This window comes from Streptomyces chumphonensis, assembly GCF_014779715.1.
Classification (GTDB): Bacteria; Actinomycetota; Actinomycetes; order Streptomycetales; family Streptomycetaceae; genus Streptomyces; species Streptomyces chumphonensis.
Genome location: NZ_JACXYU010000004.1, coordinates 200,058 through 218,726, shown reverse-complemented (window position 1 = coordinate 218,726; position 18,669 = coordinate 200,058). Strand labels below are relative to the sequence as shown.

General features: G+C 74.2%; 15 protein-coding genes and 1 pseudogene. 10 read left to right on the top strand and 6 right to left on the bottom strand.

Features of this window, described 5'->3' with window-relative positions; all coding sequences use genetic code 11:
- Positions 1–4: 4 nt before the first annotated feature.
- Both IF129_RS10935 and IF129_RS10930 read right to left on the bottom strand, forming a co-directional pair.
- Positions 5–586, bottom strand: a complete 582-nt coding sequence (locus IF129_RS10935) for a hypothetical protein (protein ID WP_191209366.1) — start codon at positions 584–586, stop codon at positions 5–7.
- 52 nt (positions 587–638) lie between these two features.
- Entirely contained in the window at positions 639–1,298 is a 660-nt protein-coding gene (locus IF129_RS10930) for a hypothetical protein (RefSeq protein WP_191209365.1), read from the bottom strand.
- Positions 1,299–1,476: 178 nt separating this feature from the next.
- On the opposite strand from IF129_RS10930, the gene IF129_RS10925 reads away from it, so the two are divergent.
- Genes IF129_RS10925 through IF129_RS10915 form a run of 3 tightly spaced genes read left to right on the top strand, consistent with a single transcriptional unit; the run spans position 1,477 to position 5,431 of the window.
- The gene (locus IF129_RS10925; RefSeq protein ID WP_191209364.1) at positions 1,477–4,347 is read left to right on the top strand and encodes a hypothetical protein; all 2,871 of its coding nucleotides are present in this window, start codon (positions 1,477–1,479) and stop codon (positions 4,345–4,347) included.
- Complete coding sequence (locus tag IF129_RS10920) at positions 4,344–4,943, top strand: hypothetical protein (protein ID WP_191209363.1); 600 nt, start codon at positions 4,344–4,346, stop codon at positions 4,941–4,943. The genes IF129_RS10925 and IF129_RS10920 overlap by 4 nt, the downstream gene beginning before the upstream one ends.
- 17 nt (positions 4,944–4,960) lie before the next feature.
- The gene (locus tag IF129_RS10915) at positions 4,961–5,431 is read left to right on the top strand and encodes a hypothetical protein (protein ID WP_191209362.1); all 471 of its coding nucleotides are present in this window, start codon (positions 4,961–4,963) and stop codon (positions 5,429–5,431) included.
- On the opposite strand, the gene IF129_RS10910 is transcribed toward IF129_RS10915, so the two are convergent.
- A complete protein-coding gene (locus tag IF129_RS10910) occupies positions 5,419–6,624 on the bottom strand; it encodes a hypothetical protein (protein ID WP_191209361.1) in 1,206 nt (401 codons plus the stop codon). The two genes, IF129_RS10915 and IF129_RS10910, sit on opposite strands and share 13 nt — an antisense overlap.
- A gap of 178 nt (positions 6,625–6,802) precedes the next feature.
- On the opposite strand from IF129_RS10910, the gene IF129_RS10905 reads away from it, so the two are divergent.
- From IF129_RS10905 to IF129_RS26705, 4 genes are all read left to right on the top strand, one after another.
- Positions 6,803–7,675: a hypothetical protein gene (locus IF129_RS10905; protein ID WP_191209360.1), complete on the top strand. Its 873-nt coding sequence runs from the start codon at positions 6,803–6,805 to the stop codon at positions 7,673–7,675.
- A gap of 232 nt (positions 7,676–7,907) precedes the next feature.
- Positions 7,908–8,447: a hypothetical protein gene (locus IF129_RS10900; protein ID WP_191209359.1), complete on the top strand. Its 540-nt coding sequence runs from the start codon at positions 7,908–7,910 to the stop codon at positions 8,445–8,447.
- 74 nt (positions 8,448–8,521) lie between these two features.
- Positions 8,522–9,043 carry a hypothetical protein gene (locus IF129_RS10895; RefSeq protein ID WP_191209358.1) on the top strand — a complete coding sequence of 174 codons (522 nt, stop codon included), beginning with the start codon at positions 8,522–8,524 and terminating at the stop codon, positions 9,041–9,043.
- A 101-nt stretch (positions 9,044–9,144) separates the two neighbouring features.
- Positions 9,145–10,464 (top strand): MinD/ParA family ATP-binding protein, encoded by a 1,320-nt coding sequence (locus IF129_RS26705; RefSeq protein WP_191209357.1) that lies wholly within the window; start codon positions 9,145–9,147, stop codon positions 10,462–10,464.
- Positions 10,465–10,506: 42 nt separating this feature from the next.
- On the opposite strand, the gene IF129_RS10885 is transcribed toward IF129_RS26705, so the two are convergent.
- Both IF129_RS10885 and IF129_RS10880 read right to left on the bottom strand, forming a co-directional pair.
- Positions 10,507–11,127 (bottom strand): hypothetical protein, encoded by a 621-nt coding sequence (locus IF129_RS10885; protein WP_191209356.1) that lies wholly within the window; start codon positions 11,125–11,127, stop codon positions 10,507–10,509.
- The gene (locus IF129_RS10880) at positions 11,124–12,347 is read right to left on the bottom strand and encodes a C40 family peptidase (protein WP_191209355.1); all 1,224 of its coding nucleotides are present in this window, start codon (positions 12,345–12,347) and stop codon (positions 11,124–11,126) included. Before IF129_RS10880 ends, IF129_RS10885 begins: the two co-directional genes overlap by 4 nt.
- A gap of 170 nt (positions 12,348–12,517) precedes the next feature.
- Here IF129_RS10880 and IF129_RS10875 point away from each other — a divergent pair, with 170 nt between their 5' ends.
- Entirely contained in the window at positions 12,518–13,207 is a 690-nt protein-coding gene (locus IF129_RS10875; RefSeq protein ID WP_191209354.1) for a hypothetical protein, read from the top strand.
- Positions 13,208–13,313: 106 nt separating this feature from the next.
- Here the strand turns inward: IF129_RS10875 and valS are convergent, their stop codons facing one another.
- Positions 13,314–15,905: a valine--tRNA ligase gene (valS, locus tag IF129_RS10870; RefSeq protein WP_191209353.1), complete on the bottom strand. Its 2,592-nt coding sequence runs from the start codon at positions 15,903–15,905 to the stop codon at positions 13,314–13,316.
- Positions 15,906–16,227: 322 nt separating this feature from the next.
- Here valS and IF129_RS10865 point away from each other — a divergent pair.
- Positions 16,228–16,704: pseudogene (locus IF129_RS10865) on the top strand (CBS domain-containing protein); the annotation flags it as partial.
- A gap of 221 nt (positions 16,705–16,925) precedes the next feature.
- Positions 16,926–18,647, top strand: a complete 1,722-nt coding sequence (metG, locus tag IF129_RS10860) for a methionine--tRNA ligase (protein ID WP_191209351.1) — start codon at positions 16,926–16,928, stop codon at positions 18,645–18,647.
- Positions 18,648–18,669: the final 22 nt, after the last annotated feature.

Sequence of the window (18,669 nt, the reverse complement as noted above, 5' to 3'; positions counted from 1 at the left end):
CCCGCTAGGGGAGGTCGTAGGTGAGCCGGGTGATCGCCCCCTCGTCCGGCGTGCCGCTGTGCGCGCCGCCGGCCGTGCCCGTCAGCTCGCGGCCGTCGGTCGTGCGCACGGTGAAGGTGAACGTGTAGTCGCTGTCGCTCGGTCCGGGGTTCCAGGGCCGGGTGACGGTCAGGCTGTCGGGGACGACGGTGCCGTCCCGGGTGAGGGCGGCGAAGAACGCCGTCCGCTCGCCGGGCGTGAACCGGTTGGGGACGACCGACACCGCGCCGTCCTCGCCCCGCTCGTCGCCGTCGGGGTCGCGGGCGTCCCGGGGGGTGTAGACGAAGGAGTCCAGGTACGCGGGGTCGTCCCGGAGCCAGGCCCGGTAGCCGCCGTTCTCGGGCGCCGCCAGGGAGTCGAGGAAGGCGACCACCTGGAGGCGGTAGTACGCGTCGTCGTACGGGCGGCCGGTGGACGGGGAGGCCGAGGGGACCGGACCGCGGCCGTCCGGGTTCCCACCGCCGGAGCCGCCCCCGTCCCCGCAGCCGCTCAGCGCGAGGAGCGCGAGCAGCGCCGTGGCCGACCCCGCCGTGCGCAGCCGTTCCATGCCGTTCCCCTTCCGTCGGACCGCGTGCCGGACGCCATGCTGCCCCCGGTGATCACTTCTCGTACACCAGACGCAGCAGGACGGGCCGCCCGGAGGGCGTGAGGTACCCGACCGCGCGGCCCTGCCACCAGACGTCGTCCCCGGCGCGCACCACGAAGCGCAGGCTCCACCCCGCGTCGCTGCCGGAGGTCTCCGAGACGGCGAGGGTGTCGGGGTCGACGGCGCCGTCCCCGGCGACGGCGTCGAGCACCGCGCGGACGTCGGACTCGGGCAGCCCGGTGTGCCGCACCTGGACCGTGCCGTCGTCCTGCTGCTCACCGGGGTCGCCGGGCCCGAGCGGGGTGTAGGCGAAGCGGTCCGTCGGGGCGGCGGCGCCCGGGAACCAGCGGGCGGCGTCCGCCGCCCCGGGGTCGTCGGCCGTCGTGAGGAAGGCCGTGACCGCCTCCTGCCAGGCGGTGGGGTCGGCCCCGTGCGCGGCGTCCGGCCCCTCGTCCGTGCCCCCTTCGGCGGCGCCGTCGGTGCCCCCGCCCTGTGCGGGTGGGGTCGGGACGCTTCGGAGGGCGACGAGCGCACCCCCGCCGACGAAGAGGGCCAGCACGACGAAGAGTGCCAGGAGGAAGAACCCGGCGGGCTTCCCGGCGCGTCTGAGGTCTGCGAGGGCGTCCCGGTGGATCGAGTGCCCTACGGACCGGCCCCTGCGCGTGCTGTTCACCCTCGCTCCCGCTTCGGTCGGCGGCTCGCCTGGCGCGTGTTCGGCCCCCGTCGACCGCTGACGGTGCCTCAACTCCACCCGCGCCCCGCGTGCTAACGTACCCAGTGTATAGACACTAGGTGAAGAGGGGCGTTCGGCCCCGCCAGCGGGCCCCCGGCCCCGGCAGTGAGGGATCCGCATGGCCAACGCCCCGACGACTGCGCCCCGCACCAGGCTGACCTCGTTCCGCGACGCCCCCGCGCCCTCGGGCGGACGTCCGGACCGGGGAGCGGAGCGCAGCGGCTCGCGGCGGGTGGCCCGACGCGTCGGCGCCCTGTTCCTGATGGTCGTCTCCGCCTTCACGCTGTGGTTCACCATGGCCACGCCGTCGATGGCCATCACCGACGACATCGAGGCGGCCTGCGGGCCCGTCAACGTACCGATACCCGAGGCCAGGTCCTCCGGACTGGAGGCCTTCTTCGCACTCGACCGGGCCGACGGCTTCGTCAAGGACGCCGGAACGTACATCCCCTCGGGCGACGAACGCTACGACGGCCCGGACGCGTCCTACCACCGCTACGGGATGGCCGGCCTCAGCTGGCACGTGTACGGCTGGGACCCCGGCTGCTTCTCGGTGAACCGGTACGTCAACTTCGTCCCCAACATGATCTTCAACGCCTCGAAGACCTTCGCGACGTTCACCATGGCGCTGGTGGGCTGGTCCTTCGGCGAGGACCCCTTCTCCTTCCTCAACGAACCCGTGGGGCACGTCGCCGGGGCCGTGTCCGACATCGCCGGGGCCTACCTGGGCCTGGTCGGCGTGCTCGGCGCCGTCTACCTGGGGGTCAAACACTGGGGGCCGGCCGGGCGGGTGTCGGCGGTCCTCAAGGGCGTCGGCTGGATGGGTCTCATCGCCGGCCTCTTCTTCTGGTTCGCGGCCAACCCCACCCTGCTCGGAACCAAGATCAACGGGCTCGTCGGAGACATCACGGCGACCGGCTACCAGTCCCTGGCGAACATCCCCGTGACCGGCGGCGCCGACCAGACGTCCGTCTGCAACGGGTCCTCCCTCTCCCCCCGCGAGGAGGGCGGGGGGTCCGACGCGCCGCAGCGCGACGGCCCCTCGGCCGACGCCGCCGCCGCGTGCGTCCAGGACGCCCTGTGGGTGCCGCTGGTGTACCAGCCCTGGTTGTACGGCCAGGTGGGGAACAACGGTGCGGCGGCCGAGAAGTGGGGCCCGCAGATGCTCAACGCCCAGTTCATCGGCACCGACGAGGACGGCTCCCTCGACGAGGAGGGCGCCGTGCTCATGCGGCGCATCGCCCAGTGGAACGGCGACGGCGACGAGGTCGGCGGCGAGTCGAAGTCCGGCAGCAAGCCCTGGGACGGGGGGTACGTGAACGACATCCCGTACCTGAAGCTGTGGGCCAACGACCTCTGCCACGCCGACGGGGACGAGAACTTCCGGGTCTGCTGGGGACCGGACACCGGCTTCTTCTCCAGCGACGAGCGGCAGGTCAGGGCCGAGGACGAGACGACCCTCAAGATCGCCGGCGGCGGTGACTTCTCGGCCCGCCTGTCCGCCGCCGCCATGAGCATCATGGGCGGCCTGGTCATCAACAGCGCCGTCTACTTCATCTGCGCCATGCTGCTCGCCGCCAAGCTCGGCGTGTTCGTGCTGATGATCTTCGCGCCCTTCTACCTCCTGATGGGCATCTTCCCCGGACCGTCCCGGGTCGCGGCGATCAAGCTGGGCGAGCTGATCCTCGCCAACCTCTTCCGGCAGGTCGGCTGGAGCCTCGGCCTGGTGATCATCACCTACATGTACACGCTGATCCTGGCACCGGGCGGTGAGCAGAACTGGGTGCTCAAGGTCCTCACCTGCGCCCTGATGACCGTGATGTTCGGCGTCTACGCCCGCCCCACGCTGCGGGCCCTCTCCGGCATGGCCGTCGGCGACAAGGCGGCGGGCGGCGCCATCGAGGGCGTCGCGTCCGACTTCGCCCGGAAGACGGCGCAGGGCGCGGCGACGGTCGGCATGGCCGTGGCCACCGGCGGCGCCAGTGCCGCCATGGCCGTCGGCGGCGCCGCCAGCACCGCCGCCGCCTCCGGCCAGCGGCTCTCCGCCGCCGACGGGTTCAAGGCCGCCGGCCTGGGGCTGGCCCAGACCTTCCCCGACGTCGGACGCCGCACCCGCACCGCGTTCGCGGGCCGGCGGACCGGCGTCGACTCCTTCAACGCCTCCGAGGAGCGGCGGGAGCGGCGGGAGCGGACGGAGGCCCTGCGCGACGACCCGGCGGCCCGCGAGGGGCTCGCCCACCGGCGGCGGCGCCGCGTCCACGACGACATCGACGACGCCGCACGGGACGGCGTCGACGAACGCCGGGCACGCGGCGACGGTGCCGGTGCGGACCGGTTGGAACGGCACCACTTCGACCGGCTCCGCGACCCGCGCACCGGCTGGGTCCACCCGGACGACCCGCAGCACCCCGACAACGTCCGCAGCCGCAACCTCGGCGTCGTCAACCCCGAACGCGGGGTGCGGGCCACCGCGCAGGGGCCGGAGCTCCTGGCACAGCACGGGCTGGCGGACAACCAGGCCGCCGCCGCCAACCTCGACCGCGTGCTCGGCATGTACGACAACGCCGCCCACATCGACAACACCCACCACGCCGGCTTCGCGCTGCGGGCCCTCGCCCTCCAGGTGGCGTCCGGCGACCCCAACACGGCGGTCGCCCGGCAGGAGGCGGCCCGCGCGGTGTCCGTCCACGGCATCCCCGACCGCATCGACGTGGTGGGGCTGCCCTCCAGCGAACCGTCGCGGGTCCGGGTCGACGTCGCGAGCGAGTTGAGCCGGGGCTCCCTCACGCCCGACTCCACGGCACGCGACCGCATGCAGTACCTGATGCGCGTCGAGCAGCTCGCGCAGCAGGTCCCGGTGGGCACCACGATGTCCACCGCCCTGAACGACCTGCGCGGCGTCGTGGCCAACGCGAGGGCGCCGCAGGAACAGCTCACGCAGGCCCTGGAGGCGGTACGCAGGGCCCAGAACACGGGGAGCCCGTCATGACCCACCGCGGACGGCTCGTCGCCAAGCTCATCATGGCCCTGGTCCTCCTCGGCTTCGGCCTGAACATCGTCGCCACCCAGAACCGCCCCGCACCGGTGGCTCCGCCCGGGCCCGGCGAGGAGGGCGGGCCGCCCCCGCCGCCGGTGGCCCCGATCTACGTGCCGCGTCCAGGCGAGGTGCTGTACCGGGAACTCGCCACCGACTCCGCACCGAGCACGGTGGTCCGGGCGTTCGCGACCGGGTTCGCCGGGCTCGACCCGCGGGAGGTCTCGACCAGGGGCTTCGGCACCGACCTGCCACGCGTCCTCCCGGGCGAACGTGACACCATCGTCGGGCACTTCGCCGCCGAGTGGAGCGACCCGGACGGCGACCGGCCGTTCCCCGCACCGCGCGTGACACGCGTCGAGACGGTCCGGGGCCCGGGGACGGACGACGGTTCCGAGGACTCCGACCGGGCGACGGTCGAGGTGACCTTCGCCGCGACGGGCGCGGGAGCGGCGGACGGCACCGAACGGCGCGTCCTCGTCCACCTCGTACGGGACGCCGCGGAGGGCTGGCTGGTCGCCTCGGTGGAGACCGGCGAGCAGACCCCGTAGGACGGAGAGGACCGCACATGTCCCGGCACGACGACCGGCGGAGCGCCACGCGCACGGCCCGCGCCCGCGCCGTCGCGGGCCCGCGCGACACCGGACACGGCGCGGGACGCGACAGGGGGCGGAACCTGGGGGCGCACCTGAAGGTGGCGTGCGCCTTCGTCGCGTGGATCGCCCTGCTGCGCGAGCAGGCGCGGCTGCTGGCGGCCTGGCCGCAGTACTCCGCCCAGACCCTCGTCGCCGCGGCCGGAATCGCCGTGTGCGCCCTCGTCGCCGTCCACCTCTACCCGCCCCGGACGGCCCGATGGCGCACCCTGGCCTGGACGTTCCTCGCCTCGACCGTCGTGGGGGCGCTGGCCGAGGCGGCCCTCGGCGGACGGGCCGGGCTCGCGGGAGCCCTGCTCGCCGCCGCCGCCGTCCTGTGGGCGCGCGGTGAGGAACGCGGCCGACGGGCCGTCCGCCACCTGCGCGCGCGGCGTCAGGCCGGGTAGCGGGCGACGAGGTCCCGGCCGCGCGGCGTGTCCGGCTCGGGCGACTGACGCGCGAGGTCCACGAGTTCGTCGAGGTTCAGCACCCGCCCCGCGCCGTCGACGATCGCACGGTCGCGCAGGGCCAGCAGGCACGACGTCCGGTAGGCCCGGGACCAGGCGCGATCGATGTTGCGCCAGACGACCACCGAGCCGTCCTCCCACAGGGGAGCGGCGGTGGCGGGCGGCGGCGCGGGCACGGAGGGGGCCGCCGCCTCGGGCTGCTCCTCCGGCACGGGCGCCCGCTCGCCCTCGGTCGGCAGCGGAGCCGGGCGCGGAGGCGGCGCGAGCGGCCGGACGGGCTCCGGCGCGGGCTCCCGCGCGGGTTCCGGCAGCCGCCGTTCGGCGGGCGGGGCGGCGGGCGCGGGGGCGGCCGCACGGGCGGCCCGGGCCCGCTCCCGCAGGGCGGCCGCGGGCAGGATCATCGTGGACGGCTCCACGGTCGGCGACCCGGCGGGCTCCTCCGCGGGCTCGTCGACGGGCGCCGGGGCCGGCTCGGCGGTGTGGCGTGACGCCTCGGCGGTGTGGCGTGGCGCCTCGGCGGCAGACGATACCCCGAGGGGCGCGGGGGTCGCGGCGGCCTCGTACCCCCCGGTCCGACGCGCCTCGACCGGTGCGGACGCCTCCTGCTCCCGCGCGGCCCGCACCGGCCCGGGCCCATGCGGGGGCTCCTCCGGCTCGGGCTCGCGCACCTGCGGTGCCGCACCGACCGGGACCTCGTCCGGGCCGTCGTCCGGGACCTCGTCCGGGCCGTCCCCCGTCACGTACAGGACCCGGGCCTCGTCCTCCGGGGCGTCCTCGATGAGCAGGCGTGTCCACCGGCCGATGCCCGACCGGGCGGCCCGCAGCGTCTCCTGACCCCGGCGCAGCGTCAACGGCTCGGTGTACAGGATGCGTTCGCCGGTCTCGCCGGTGGACGGGTCCGGCACCCGCACGACGAGGCGACCGTGCTCACCGTCCACCCCGGCGTGCAGCAGGACTCCCTCGACCGGGAGGCAGTCGGCGAGGTCGGCGGCGTGCCCGGCGAACGCCTTCCCCGCAGCGGCCTTCACTCTCAGATCGAGTGCCACGCGGTCGACCTCCGCGAGCCACTCGGTGTACTCCCGGCCGTGCAGGGGCCCCACCGCGCGCACTGCGAGTTCCAGCCAAATCGCCATGTCAGACCAGCCGTTCGTACTCATCGTCCCCCTCGTTCCTCTCGGACAGTGTACGGAAGCCGCCCTCTCCGACAGGGCCGTGACCAGCCGTCGCCTCTCCCGACCAGGCCGTTAGGCTGGACGGCGCCGCCCCCGCCGAACCCGGCGCCGGGCAGCCGTGGACCAAGGAGAAGACGCCATGACCGCCGGCCTCCGCCCCGACCCCGCGCGCTACGCGCCGCTCCCCATCGTGCTGCGGGCGGACGGCACGGCCGACGTGGCGGGCGTCCCGGTGGAGGTGCCGGACGCCGCCGGGACGACGGGCCTGCGGATGGCGGCCGTGCACACGGCGATGGAGATCGTCAGCGTGCTGTCGCACCCCGTGCGGGCGACCGCCGTCGAGCCGGACGGCACCGGTTGGGCCGCGCTCCTGTACCCGGACGGCCGGGTGGAGGAGGCCGACGGGCCGCTGCCGTTCGTCCCGCCGACGGGCGCGTGGGGGCCCGGGGCCGAGGACGGCCCCGAACTCCTCCCGACGGAGGGCATGTTCGCCGACCCGCCGGACGCCGCCGGGCCCGGCCACGCCGACGGGCCCGTCCTCGAACCCGGCGTGCAGAGCCCGCCCCCGCCCGCCCGGCTGCGGGAGATCCTGCTGCGCGTCCGCGAGGCCGCCGAGGCCGGACGGCTCACCAAGGCGGCCGAACTCGCCGCGGGGTTGGAGCAGTCGGTGGCGTCGCAGCAGGGCGAGTCGCACCCGCACACGCTGCAGGTGCGCGGCGTCCAGGGCCATCTCGCGGTGCTGTCCGAGGACTGGGCGCAGGCGGCGGAGATCCACGTCGACGTCGCCGCTCAGTGGCTGCGCACCGCCGGGGTGCATCACTCACTCACCTGGCAGAACGCCGCCAACGCCCATGTGTGCTGGCGGCGGGTGCGCGGCGGCCCGGACGCCGTCCGCATAGGGGACAAGCTCGTGGAGCTGTGGTCCCGGACGGCGGCGGAGGGGCTGGGCGAGAGGTATCTGAGGCTGGCCGAGCGCCGGTTGGCGCGGTTGCGCGCCACGACTGCGCCCTGACGCCCCGGCGTCCCGGGCGCGGCCCGGCCGCACACTCCACCCCTGGTGCAGAGCGGTGACCCGCCTGTCGCACGGCGGTGGCGTACGCACACCTGTGCGGTTCTATAGTCGCCGGGCGCGTGGAAATACGTTGACCTGAAACGGGGTTGACGTAGCGTTACGCACTCGCGCCGGACCGGGGCACGCCCGGCGCGGAGCGCGGAAGGACCAGGCACGACACGGGGGAAGTGCGATGGAAGAGCGTTTCTGGCTGTCCGGAACGGCCGAGGTGCCGCTGCTCGGGATACCCGACGAGGCGTGGTCGGTCCGGGTCTGCGGAGGGGTGACGGGCGGCGGCGAGCCGATGCTCCTGCTGGCGCTTCCGCACGGCCTGTTCACCGCGCAGGACGTCGCCATGGCCGCGCTCGGCGCCCGGCCGGGGCCGGTGGCCGCCCGTGACGACGTGCGGTTCCTCACCGAGGTCTGGGGCTTCACCGCCGCCGGGCCGGAGGAGGACGTCCTGGAGATCGCGGACACCCCGCTCGTCCGCCCCTGGGTGAGCGGCTCGGGTGTCACCGTGACGGTGGCGGGGGTGCCCTGGCTGGTACGCGGCACCCCGGTGCCGGGCGCCGACGCCTGGGGCTCCGCCGCCTCCGGCGAGGAGGGCGGGCTCCTGGGCGTGGGCTTCGACCTGGACCTCGACGCCCCGGATGCGGAGGATCGATTCTTCAGCGCGTTCCTCGACCACGAGGCCGTCCTCGGCCACGTGTGCGTGGACAGCGTGCGGGTATGACGGGTTTCGGACGGCGTGGGCCGGACACCGGCAGCTGGGGTACTGTCTACACATTGCGTCAGATGTGCGGAGGAATGGAAACGGCTGAGCCGGACCCGCCGACCGAGATGCTGGAGATGTTGCCCATGGGTGCTGCCGACACCCCCGCGAGCCCCCGCTCCCAGCGACGCCGGATGCTGTCCACCAAAGTGGCCGCGGTGCCCGCGCCGTCGCCGGACGTGGACGAGGCGGAAGCGCTCCCCGGCGAGTTGGAGCCCCTGGAGTGGACCGCGAAGCGTGGCCCCGTCACCGAGGAGGAGGCGCTCGGCGTCCTGCGCAGGCGCCGCCGGAACGAACTGGCGCAGGCGCCGAAGCGGGAGGGGGCGAAGCGGGCGGAAGTGCCCTCCGAGCTGCCGCCGGAGACCGCCCGGAAGGTGCCCGTCGTCAACCGGTTCCCGCCCCGCTACCTGGCGATCGCCCACGCGCGAGCCGAGCTGGAGGGGACCAACCTGACGGCCATCCTGGAGGAGATGCTCGTCAAGTACGCCACCGGTGCGCCCACGCGCCCCGAGACGGTCAGCCGCCGCCTGATGGGGTTGTACTCTCGCACCAAGTGACAGCACGGCGGTACGCCGGGCCGATCGCGGTGTTCACGCGGTGACGCGGCGCGTGCCGCCACCCGTGCGCACCGCCGCCGCCACGCAGGGGGGGAGAAGCGATGCGGGATGCGAGCCGCCGGGACGCCCGGGGCACGACGCAACCGCCCCCCTCCCGGGACTCCACCCTGGCGCTGCGACTGGACAGCGCCCGCGTCACCGACCCGGAGCCGGACGACGACGAACTGCCGCCCGCCTACGCCCGTCAACTGCCCCCGGCCGCGCCGCACACGGACCTCCCGCCCCCCGACCTCCGGAACCCCGACGTCCGGCCCGACGCCCCCCGGCCCACCGACGGCCCGCCCGCCGTCCCCGCCGCCGGGGTTCCGCTCCCACCGCCCCGTCCCGCGCCGCTCCCCGGCACCGGCCCCGCCCCGGCCGTCGCACCGGCCCCCGCGCCCGCGCCGCTCGACCCGCGCGGGCGGGCCGACGGCCGTGCCCCGGCCCCCGCGCCGGCCCCCGCGGGCTCCGACACGGAGCACGCGTCGGCACCGCCCTCGCCCCGCGCGCCTTGGCGCCGGATCGGAGGTCTCGTCGGGGCGCGCGCCGCCGGCTCGGCCGAGCGCAAGCGCCTGGAACGGCTGACGACCCCCGTCCGGCGCCCGTACCGGCTGAGTGTGACCAGCATCAAGGGCGGCGTCGGCAAGACGACCACCTCGGCGATGCTGGGGCTGACGCTCGCCCGCTACCGCGACGACCGGGTCGTCACGGTGGACGCCAACCCGCACGCGGGCACGCTCGCCGACCGGCTCCTCGGGGAGCGCGTCATGCCCACCGTGCGCGACCTCATCAACGCGGAACTGCGGGAGCGCCGGCTCGGTTCCCGGGGGCTGACGGAGCCGGGTCACATCGGTCAGTACCTCGGGCAGGCGGGACGGCTCATGGTGGCGGCCGGCGAGCAGAGCCCGGACCTCAGCGAGACCCTGGACGAGGAGCAGTACCGGGTCTGCCAGGACGTGCTGGAACGCGCCTTCGACATCATCATCACCGACAGCGGCACCGGTATGCGGCACTCGGCCATGCGGGGGACGCTCGCGGCCACCGACCGGCTGCTCGTCGTGGCCGCGCCCCGGTTCGACGCCGCCCGCCGCGCCGCGAAGACGCTGGACGAGGTGCACGCCCGGGGCTACCCCCACCTCGTCCGCGACGCCGTCGTCGTGATCACCATGGACGCCCCGAAGACGACGGGCATCAACGTCAGGACGCTCGTGGACTACTTCCGCCAGCTGTGCACGTACGTGGTGCAGATCCCCTACGACCAGCACCTCTACGCGGGCGGCACCATCCACTACGACCGGGTCTCCCCCGCCACCCGGGGCGCCTACATGGACCTGGCGGCCGCCCTGGCCGAGGGGTTCGCCGCCCCGCCGCCGGGGCGCTGACGCCGCACGCACCGCCCCCGGCGACCGGGCGCCACCGGGCGGTCAGCCCGCCGTCGTCCGCCGGTCCACCCGCCACGTCCCGTCCGCCCGGACCAGTTTCAGCGAGACTCCGGCGGGCATCGAGTCGCCGCCGCCCGGCCAGCTCCACGCCATCTCGTAGGAGACCTGCACCCAGACCTCGTCCTCGGTGCGCGGGGCCGCGTCGGAGATCGCGGGGGTGACCGCGTCGGCGCTCACCCGCACCCCGCGCTCCCGCTCCTCCCGGCAGGACCGGTCGCACCACTCCTCGGTCGACTCACGCAGCTCGGTCAGCAACCGTTCGGTGGTGAACGGCTCGACGAGGCGGAGGTACTCCCGGACGGTGGGGTCGTCCGGGGCGCGGTGGACGAACCCGTGGACGAAGGCGGCGGCCACCTGCTCCGGGTCGGTCCGGTCGACGTCGGGGAGGTCGGGGCCGGCGTCGTCCACCGGGGAGGGCTCCGGGGGGCTCGGCCGGGGCGCTGCGGAGGCGTCCCGGTCGGCGGACGGTGAGGGGCCGGGGGTCGCCCCGCCGTCCTGGGAACAGCCGCTCAGCGCCAGGGCACAGCACAGTGCGCCGACGGCCCAGGCGGCCGCCACCGGGCGCCGGGTGCGGCGGCGCCGCGTCACCGGGCGCGCGCTCATGCCGACCTCCGGGCCCGCGCCACGGCCCGTTCACCGCGCGGGGCCGCCCACGGGGCCGGGTGCGCGAGGTCGGGCGCACCGTCCCCGGTGAGCCCGGGTGTCGCCGTCCCGGGCCGGACGGACGCCCGCGCGGTGTCGTCGCCGTCCTCGATGAGGCGGGAGCCGCCGATGAACGTGTCCATGTAGAAGCTCTTGCTGACGTCGGACACGATCTCCACCGGGCTGCCCGTGCGGGGCGCGTGGATCATCTGGTCATCACCCAGGTACATGCTCACATGGTGGATGTAGTCGGTGCCCTGGCGCCGGTAGAACATGAGGTCGCCCGGGCGCAGTTGCTCGTAGGTCCGCACGCGCTTCCCGGCGTTCCACTGGAGGCCGGTGTAGTGGCCGAGCGTGATGCCCACCTGGGCGTAGGCGTACAGCGTCAGCCCGGAGCAGTCGAACCCCTCCGAGACGCCGCGCGGGCAGTCCGGCGTGTACGTCGGACCGTTCGCGTCGCCGCCGCCCCAGCAGTACTGGACCCCGAGCTGGCTCCTGGCGGCCTGGATGACCTTCCCCACGTCCCCGCCGACGCCCACCCCGTCGCACTCGATGTCCTGGGCCCGACCGACGATCTTGCCGGATATGCTCTGCCACTTGTCGTACGCCCGGGGGAACCCGGACAGCTGCACGGCCTGCGCCGCGTCGCCGTGCGCCATCTGCTCCCAGCCGGCGGTGTCCAACAGTCCGGGCGGGGTGGGCGGTTCGGGTCCGCCGAAGAAGGCACCGGCCGCGTACACGGGGTCGGTGACCTGGGCCTCCGAGCCCCAGCCCATCGAGGGGCGCTGCTGGAAGAGGCCGAGGCTGTCGCGGTCGCCGTAGTCCAGGTTGTCCAGCTTGCTCTCCTGGAGGGCCGTCATGATGGCGATGACGAGGCCCTTCTCCGGCACGTCCTTCCCCTCGCCGACGTGCACGATCGTGGCGGCGTGCCCCATCTGCTCGGGGGTGACCACGTAGTAGCCGTAGCCGGGGACGTACTCGGCGATGCTCTCCCCGCCGGGGTCGCAGACGGTGCCGGGCGGGAGGGGTCCGGTGTCCTCGTCCTGCGCGTCCTCGTCCCAGAACGCGTTGACCGAACCGGCCATCCCCGCGACGATCCCGATCCCCACGACGAGGATGCCGCCCCCGCCGAAGAGGAACGCGAGCAGCAGGACACCGACCACGATCAGCTTCTTGTCCACCTGCCGGCGGTCCCCCTCACCGAACGACTGTGTCTATACATTCGCGGACAGGCGCCCAGACTAGCAGCCGGTTTCGGGACCGACGGGCGGCCCGCCGGAGCGTCTATACACTGGCACGACTCGCCGACGCAGCGCCCTGCCCGGGGGCGGAACGACAGAAGGACGACGCCGTGACCGAGCAGCCCGACCCCGCGCCCGAACCCACCTACCACGCCCTCACCGTGGTGCTGCGCGACTACCTCTCCTACGGCGAGAGCGGCATGGAGGACCTGAGGCGCGACGTCCACGCACGGGTGCGCAAACCGGTCATCGCCTCCTTCTGCCGGGAGTTGGGGCGCGTCCTCGGCGGGGAGGCGCCCGTACCGACGGAGGCCGTCAACGCGGAGTTCCGGCGCCGCGCCGAGGAGCACATGGCGGCCGGCGGCGAGAAGGTCGACCCGGACGCGCTCACCTACGACGACCAGCAGACCTACGAGGCGCTGGCCGACCTGTGGGAGTACCTCGAACTCACCTCGGACGGCGAGCCGGACAACGCCCTCGGCCACCTGCGCGGTTCCGTGCGCGCCGGACGCTCACAGGTCCTGTGGGTTCCGGGCGACCCGGTGGAGGCCCTGCGGACCTGGATGTCCTGGCGCTCCCTCGCCCTCTTCCTCGCGGGCACGGTCGTCTGCGTCGCGAGCTGGGCCGGGTACCGCCACCTGGACGTCGCCTTCCTGCGCCCGCTCCTCCTGCTGCTGACCCTGGCGGGCTTCGCCGGCGCGACCGTCGGAGGCGGCGCCCTGTGGCTGCGCCGGGTCCGCTACGTCAACCCGGACGCCTTCCTCCCCGCCGAGAACCAGCGCAAGGACTCCCGCCGCTGAACGCGCCCCGCGCCCGCGGGGGCGGGCCGCCCGACGCCGAACGGCGGAGCACCGGCGCCGCAGGGGCACCGGCACTCCGCCGTCCACACGCCGGACGAACCCGGGGTCACGCCTCGCCGTCGGGACGCTCCGCGAGCTCCACCTCGACCGCCAGCTCACCGTCCGCCTCGGCCCGGTACTCGACCTCGGCGACCTTGCCCGCCGCCATGAGGTCCTCGCTCACCAGCCGCACGTCCGCCAGCACCGCGTCCGGCGCCCGCACGACGAGCCGCGCGACCTCCGCACGCATCGACACCTTGGCGGTCGACTTGGCCTTGCGGACGGCGGCGATCGCCGCCGCGGCGACGTCGGCGGGCTCCGGCCGTCCCTCCCCGGCGCCCGGACCGAGCTCGGCGACCGTCGGCCAGGCGGCGCGGTGGACGGTGGCGTCGTGCGTCCACGACCACGTCTCCTCCGCCGTGTAGGGCAGCACGGGCGCCAGGAGCCGGGTCACGACGTCCAGCGCACGCCGCAGCGTGACGCGGGCCGACTCGGCGCCCGCCACGTCACCCTTGCCGTAGGCGCGCTCCTTGACGAGCTCCAGGTAGTTGTCGCAGAAGAACCAGAAGAACCGCTCGATGCCGTCCAGCGCGGAGGTGTAGTCGAAGCCCTCCAGGGCGGCCGTGGCGCCCTCCACCGTCTGGGCGAGCTTGGCCAGCAGCGCGCGGTCCAGCGGGTCCGTCGTCGCCGCGTCGGGCCCCGGGGCGGGCAGCGACAGCACGAAGCGGCTCGCGTTGAGCAGCTTCATGGCCAGCCGCCGGCCGATCTTCATCTGCTGCGGGTCGAACGCCGTGTCCGTCCCCGGCCGGCCGCTGGCCGCCCAGTAGCGGACGGCGTCCGCGCCGTACTCGTCGAGCAGGTGCCCCGGCGTGACGACGTTGCCCTGCGACTTCGACATCTTCTTGCGGTCGGGGTCGAGGATCCAGCCGGAGAGCGCGGCGTGCCTCCACGGCGTGGTGCCCGCCTCCAGGTGGGAGCGGACCACGGTGGTGAACAGCCACGTGCGGATGATGTCGTGCGCCTGCGGACGCAGGTCCATCGGGTAGACCTGCGCGAACAGCTCCGGGTCCGAGAGCCAGCCGCAGGCGAGCTGCGGGCTCAGCGAGGACGTCGCCCAGGTGTCCATGACGTCCGGCTCGCCCATGAAGCCGTTCGGCTTGTTGCGCTGGTCCTCGGTGTACCCGGGCGGGCAGTCGCTGGACGGGTCGACGGGCAGCGTCGACTCCTCCGGCACGATCGGCTCGCCCCGATCCGGCTCACCGGCCTCGTCCAGCGCGTACCAGACGGGGAACGGCACCCCGAAGAAGCGCTGCCGGCTGACGAGCCAGTCGATGTTGACGCCCTTCACCCAGTCGCTGTAGCGCGACTGCATGTGCGGGGGGTGCCAGGCGATCTCGTCACCGCGCGCCAGCAGCGCCTCCCGGTGGTCGACCGTCTTGATGAACCACTGCCGGCTGCTGACGATCTCCAGGGGCTTGTCGCCCTTCTCGAAGAACTTCACCGCCCGCGTGGTGGGCCGCAGCTCCCCGATCAGGCTGCCGTCCCGGCGCAGCTCCTCGACCAGCAGCTCCCGCGCGGTGTGCACGGTCTTGCCGACGAGCTGGTCGTAGACGCCCTGGGCCCGCGCGGCGTCCTCCGTCGGCAGCGCCGCGAAGTCGACCGGCAGCAGCCGCCCGTTGCGGCCCACGACCGTCCGGCTGGGCAGCCGGAACTCCCGCCACCACATGACGTCCGTCATGTCGCCGAAGGTGCAGATCATGGCGATGCCGCTGCCCTTCTCCGGGTCGGCGGCCTCGTGCGCCACGACCGGCACCCGCACGCCGAAGAGCGGCGAGACGACCTCCTGGCCGAACAGCGGCTGGTACCGCTCGTCGTCCGGGTGCGCCACCAGCGCGACACAGGCCGGGAGCAGCTCCGGCCGCGTCGTCTCGATGCAGACGTCCTCCGCACCGTGCTGGAACGCGATGCGGTGGTAGGCGCCCGCGACCTCCTTGTCGACGACCTCGGCGTTGGCGACGGCGGTCTGGAAGGAGACGTCCCACATCGTGGGCGCCTCGGCCTGGTAGACCTCGCCGTGGGCCAGCAGCCGCAGGAAGGCCGCCTGGGAGACCCGCTGGGCCTCCTTGCCGATCGTCGTGTACGTCGTCGACCAGTCCACCGAGAGCCCCAGCTTGCGCCAGAGCTCCTCGAAGACCAGCTCGTCCTCCGTCGTCAGCCGCTCGCACAGCTCCACGAAGTTCTGCCGGGAGATGCTGACCGCGGGGGCCTTCTTGTCCTTGCCCGTCCGCTCGGACACCGGCGTCGGCGGCGTGAAGTCGGCGTCGTAGGGCAGCGAGGGGTCGCAGCGCACGCCGTAGTAGTTCTGCACCCGGCGCTCGGTCGGCAGCCCGTTGTCGTCCCACCCCATCGGGTAGAAGACGTGCTTGCCGCGCATGCGCTGGAAGCGCGCGACGATGTCCGTGTGCGTGTACGAGAACACGTGCCCGACGTGCAGCGAACCGCTGACCGTGGGCGGCGGGGTGTCGATGGAGAAGACGGCGTCACGGCTGCCCGGACGGTCGAAGCGGTATACCTCCGCCTCGCTCCAGAAACTCGACCACTTCGCTTCCAGTCCGTCGAGTGAGGGCTTCTCCGGGAGCGGAGACCCATAGCGCGTCACGCCGACACACCCTTCCCAGTCAGTTCTACACGTCGGGGCGGCCGGGCCACGGGCCCGCCGACGGCAACCACTGCGACGACGGCCACCGCGGGAGCGGCCACCGCGCGGCCGGAGGAACCGGCACGCCGAGGAGTCGAGACTCCACCCCAGGGTCAGTGTAGAGGGGCCGGGCGAGGGGCCCGTGTCTGCCGATCGCCGCTCTGAGCGCGCGTGAGCGCCGTCCCCTTCCGACCATGCCGGTAGGGCGCGCGCCGGGCCGACCGGCCACCACGCCCACCGTGCCCACGACCGGGACGTCCGCACCACGAACGAAGGAGGCGAGATGCACCACCGTACGGTCGCGGAGATCCCGCCCCGGGACGCCGTACGGGCCGCGCGGGACCTGCCCTCCAGGGAGATCGTCCGGCTGCTCGCGGAGACCACCGGGCACAGCGGCACCGCCGTGCCCGTCGTCGACGACCTCGACCGCCCCATGGGCGTCGTCTCGGAGGCGGACCCGCTGCGCAAGGCCGCCGCCGACGCGGACCGGTCGAGCCCCGTCCCGGTGGTCCACCCGCAGGAGTGGGAGCGCGCCGAGACCGAGGGCGGCAGGGCGGAGGAGGTGATGTCCGCCCCGGCGGTGTGCGCCCGCCCGGAGTGGACGGCGGCCGAGGCCGCCCGCCTCATGACGGCCCACGGCGTCAAGCGACCGCCCGTCGTGGACGAGGCCGACCGGCTGCGGGGCATCGTCGGCCGGGGCGACCTGCTGCGCGTCCACCTGCGCCGTGACGACGCCGTCCGCGACGAGATCGTCGCCGACCGTCCGGACGGCTGAGGCTCCCCCGTCACCGCGTGCGGGCCCCTCCCGGACGTCCGAGGGACGAACGGCCTCGGGGCGGCGTGCTCCCGGTGCCCTACGATTGCGGCGGCTCCGCAGGCGCCGGACCGCGCCAGCCGGCCCTCCCCGACCCGGGCCCCGCCGGAGCACCGCCGCCGGAGCACCGCCGCCGGCCCCCGACGCACGAAACGGAGCATCCGAGGATGGCTCGACACCTGATCACCAGCGCGCTGCCCTACATCAACGGGATCAAGCACCTGGGCAACATGGTCGGGTCGATGCTTCCGGCGGACGTGTACGCCCGGTACCTCCGCCGGCGGGGCCACGACGTCCTCTTCATCTGCGCCACCGACGAGCACGGCACCCCCGCCGAGCTCGCCGCCAAGGAGGCGGACCTGTCCGTCGCCGCGTTCTGCGCCCGGGCCCACGACGCCCAGAAGGCCGTCTACGACGGCTTCGACCTGGCCTTCGACCACTTCGGCCGCAGCTCCGCGCGGCAGAACGTCGAGATCACGCAGCACTTCGCCCGTCGACTCCACGAGAACGGGTTCATCGAGGAGCGGGCCGTACGGCAGGTGTACTCCCCCGTCGACGGCCGCTTCCTGCCCGACCGGTACGTGGAGGGCACCTGCCCGCACTGCGGCTACGAGCGGGCCCGCGGCGACCAGTGCGAACACTGCACCCGCGTCCTCGACCCGACCGACCTGCTGCACCCCCGCTCCGCGATCAGCGGCGCCACGGAGCTTGAGGTGCGCGAGACGACGCACCTCTTCCTCCTCCAGTCGAAGCTCCAGCCCGAGGTCGAGGCCTGGGTGGCGCGGCACGAGGAGCAGTGGCCCCAGCTCTCCTCCTCCATCGCCCGCAAGTGGCTGACGGAGGGCCTGCACGACCGGGCGATCACCCGCGACCTGGACTGGGGCGTGCCCGTCCCGGCCGACACCTGGCCGAGGCTCGCGGCCGAGGGCAAGGTCTTCTACGTCTGGTTCGACGCCCCGATCGCCTACATCGGCGCGACGAAGGAGTGGGCGGACGCCGCCCCGGCCGGTGAGAACCGCGACTGGAAGGCGTGGTGGTACGACGCCGACACGACCGTGCGCTACACGCAGTTCATGGCCAAGGACAACGTCCCGTTCCACACCGTCATGTTCCCGGCCACCGAGCTCGGGGTGCGCGAGCCGTGGAAGAAGGTCGACGTCGTCAAGGGCTTCAACTGGCTCACGTACTACGGCGGCAAGTTCTCCACGTCGCAGAAGCGCGGCGTCTTCACCGACGCCGCCCTGGAGCTGCTCCCGGCCGACTACTGGCGCTACTTCCTCGTCGCGTCCGCCCCCGAGTCCGACGACTCGTCCTTCACCTGGGAGCACTTCGCCGCCACGGTCAACAAGGACCTCGCCGACACCCTCGGCAACTTCGTCAACCGGGTCCTGTCCTTCAGCCGCAAGCGCTTCGGCGACACCGTCCCGGCCGGGCACCCGGCGGGGACGGCGGAGGAGCGGCTGGGCGCGGAGGCCGCGCGCCTGCTGGCCGAGTACGAGGAGCACCTGGAGGCACTCCAGTTCCGCCGGGCCGCCGCCGCGCTGCGCGCCCTGTGGTCGGCCGGCAACGCCTACCTGGAGGAGAAGGCGCCCTGGCTGGAGATCAAGACGGACGCCGACGGCGCCGCCCTGACCCTCCGCACGGCGATGAACCTCATCCACCTCTACGCCGTCGTCTCCGCACCCGTCATCCCGGCCACGTCCGCCGCGATGCGCGGCGCGTTCGCCCTGCCCGACGACACCGCGACCTGGGTGACGGCCGAGCAGGCGACGTCCCTGGACACGGTCCCGGCCGACACACCGTTCACCGTGCCGCCCGTGCTGTTCGCGAAGATCACGGAGGAGGACCTGGAGTCCTACCGCGAACGCTTCGGCGGCGCCGAGTCCTGAGCCCGGCTGACGGGCGCCGGGA

What these genes read in the sequence shown, in the direction of transcription:
- IF129_RS10935 (WP_191209366.1), bottom strand. Translation starts at nt 586, where the DNA reads ATGGAACGGCTGCGCACGGCGGGGTCGGCCACGGCGCTGCTCGCGCTC.
- IF129_RS10925 (WP_191209364.1), top strand. Translation starts at nt 1,477, where the DNA reads ATGGCCAACGCCCCGACGACTGCGCCCCGCACCAGGCTGACCTCGTTC.
- IF129_RS10920 (WP_191209363.1), top strand. Translation starts at nt 4,344, where the DNA reads ATGACCCACCGCGGACGGCTCGTCGCCAAGCTCATCATGGCCCTGGTC.
- IF129_RS10915 (WP_191209362.1), top strand. Translation starts at nt 4,961, where the DNA reads ATGTCCCGGCACGACGACCGGCGGAGCGCCACGCGCACGGCCCGCGCC.
- IF129_RS10910 (WP_191209361.1), bottom strand. Translation starts at nt 6,624, where the DNA reads ATGGCGATTTGGCTGGAACTCGCAGTGCGCGCGGTGGGGCCCCTGCAC.
- IF129_RS10905 (WP_191209360.1), top strand. Translation starts at nt 6,803, where the DNA reads ATGACCGCCGGCCTCCGCCCCGACCCCGCGCGCTACGCGCCGCTCCCC.
- IF129_RS10900 (WP_191209359.1), top strand. Translation starts at nt 7,908, where the DNA reads ATGGAAGAGCGTTTCTGGCTGTCCGGAACGGCCGAGGTGCCGCTGCTC.
- IF129_RS10895 (WP_191209358.1), top strand. Translation starts at nt 8,522, where the DNA reads ATGGAAACGGCTGAGCCGGACCCGCCGACCGAGATGCTGGAGATGTTG.
- IF129_RS26705 (WP_191209357.1), top strand. Translation starts at nt 9,145, where the DNA reads ATGCGGGATGCGAGCCGCCGGGACGCCCGGGGCACGACGCAACCGCCC.
- IF129_RS10885 (WP_191209356.1), bottom strand. Translation starts at nt 11,127, where the DNA reads ATGAGCGCGCGCCCGGTGACGCGGCGCCGCCGCACCCGGCGCCCGGTG.
- metG (WP_191209351.1), top strand. Translation starts at nt 16,926, where the DNA reads ATGGCTCGACACCTGATCACCAGCGCGCTGCCCTACATCAACGGGATC.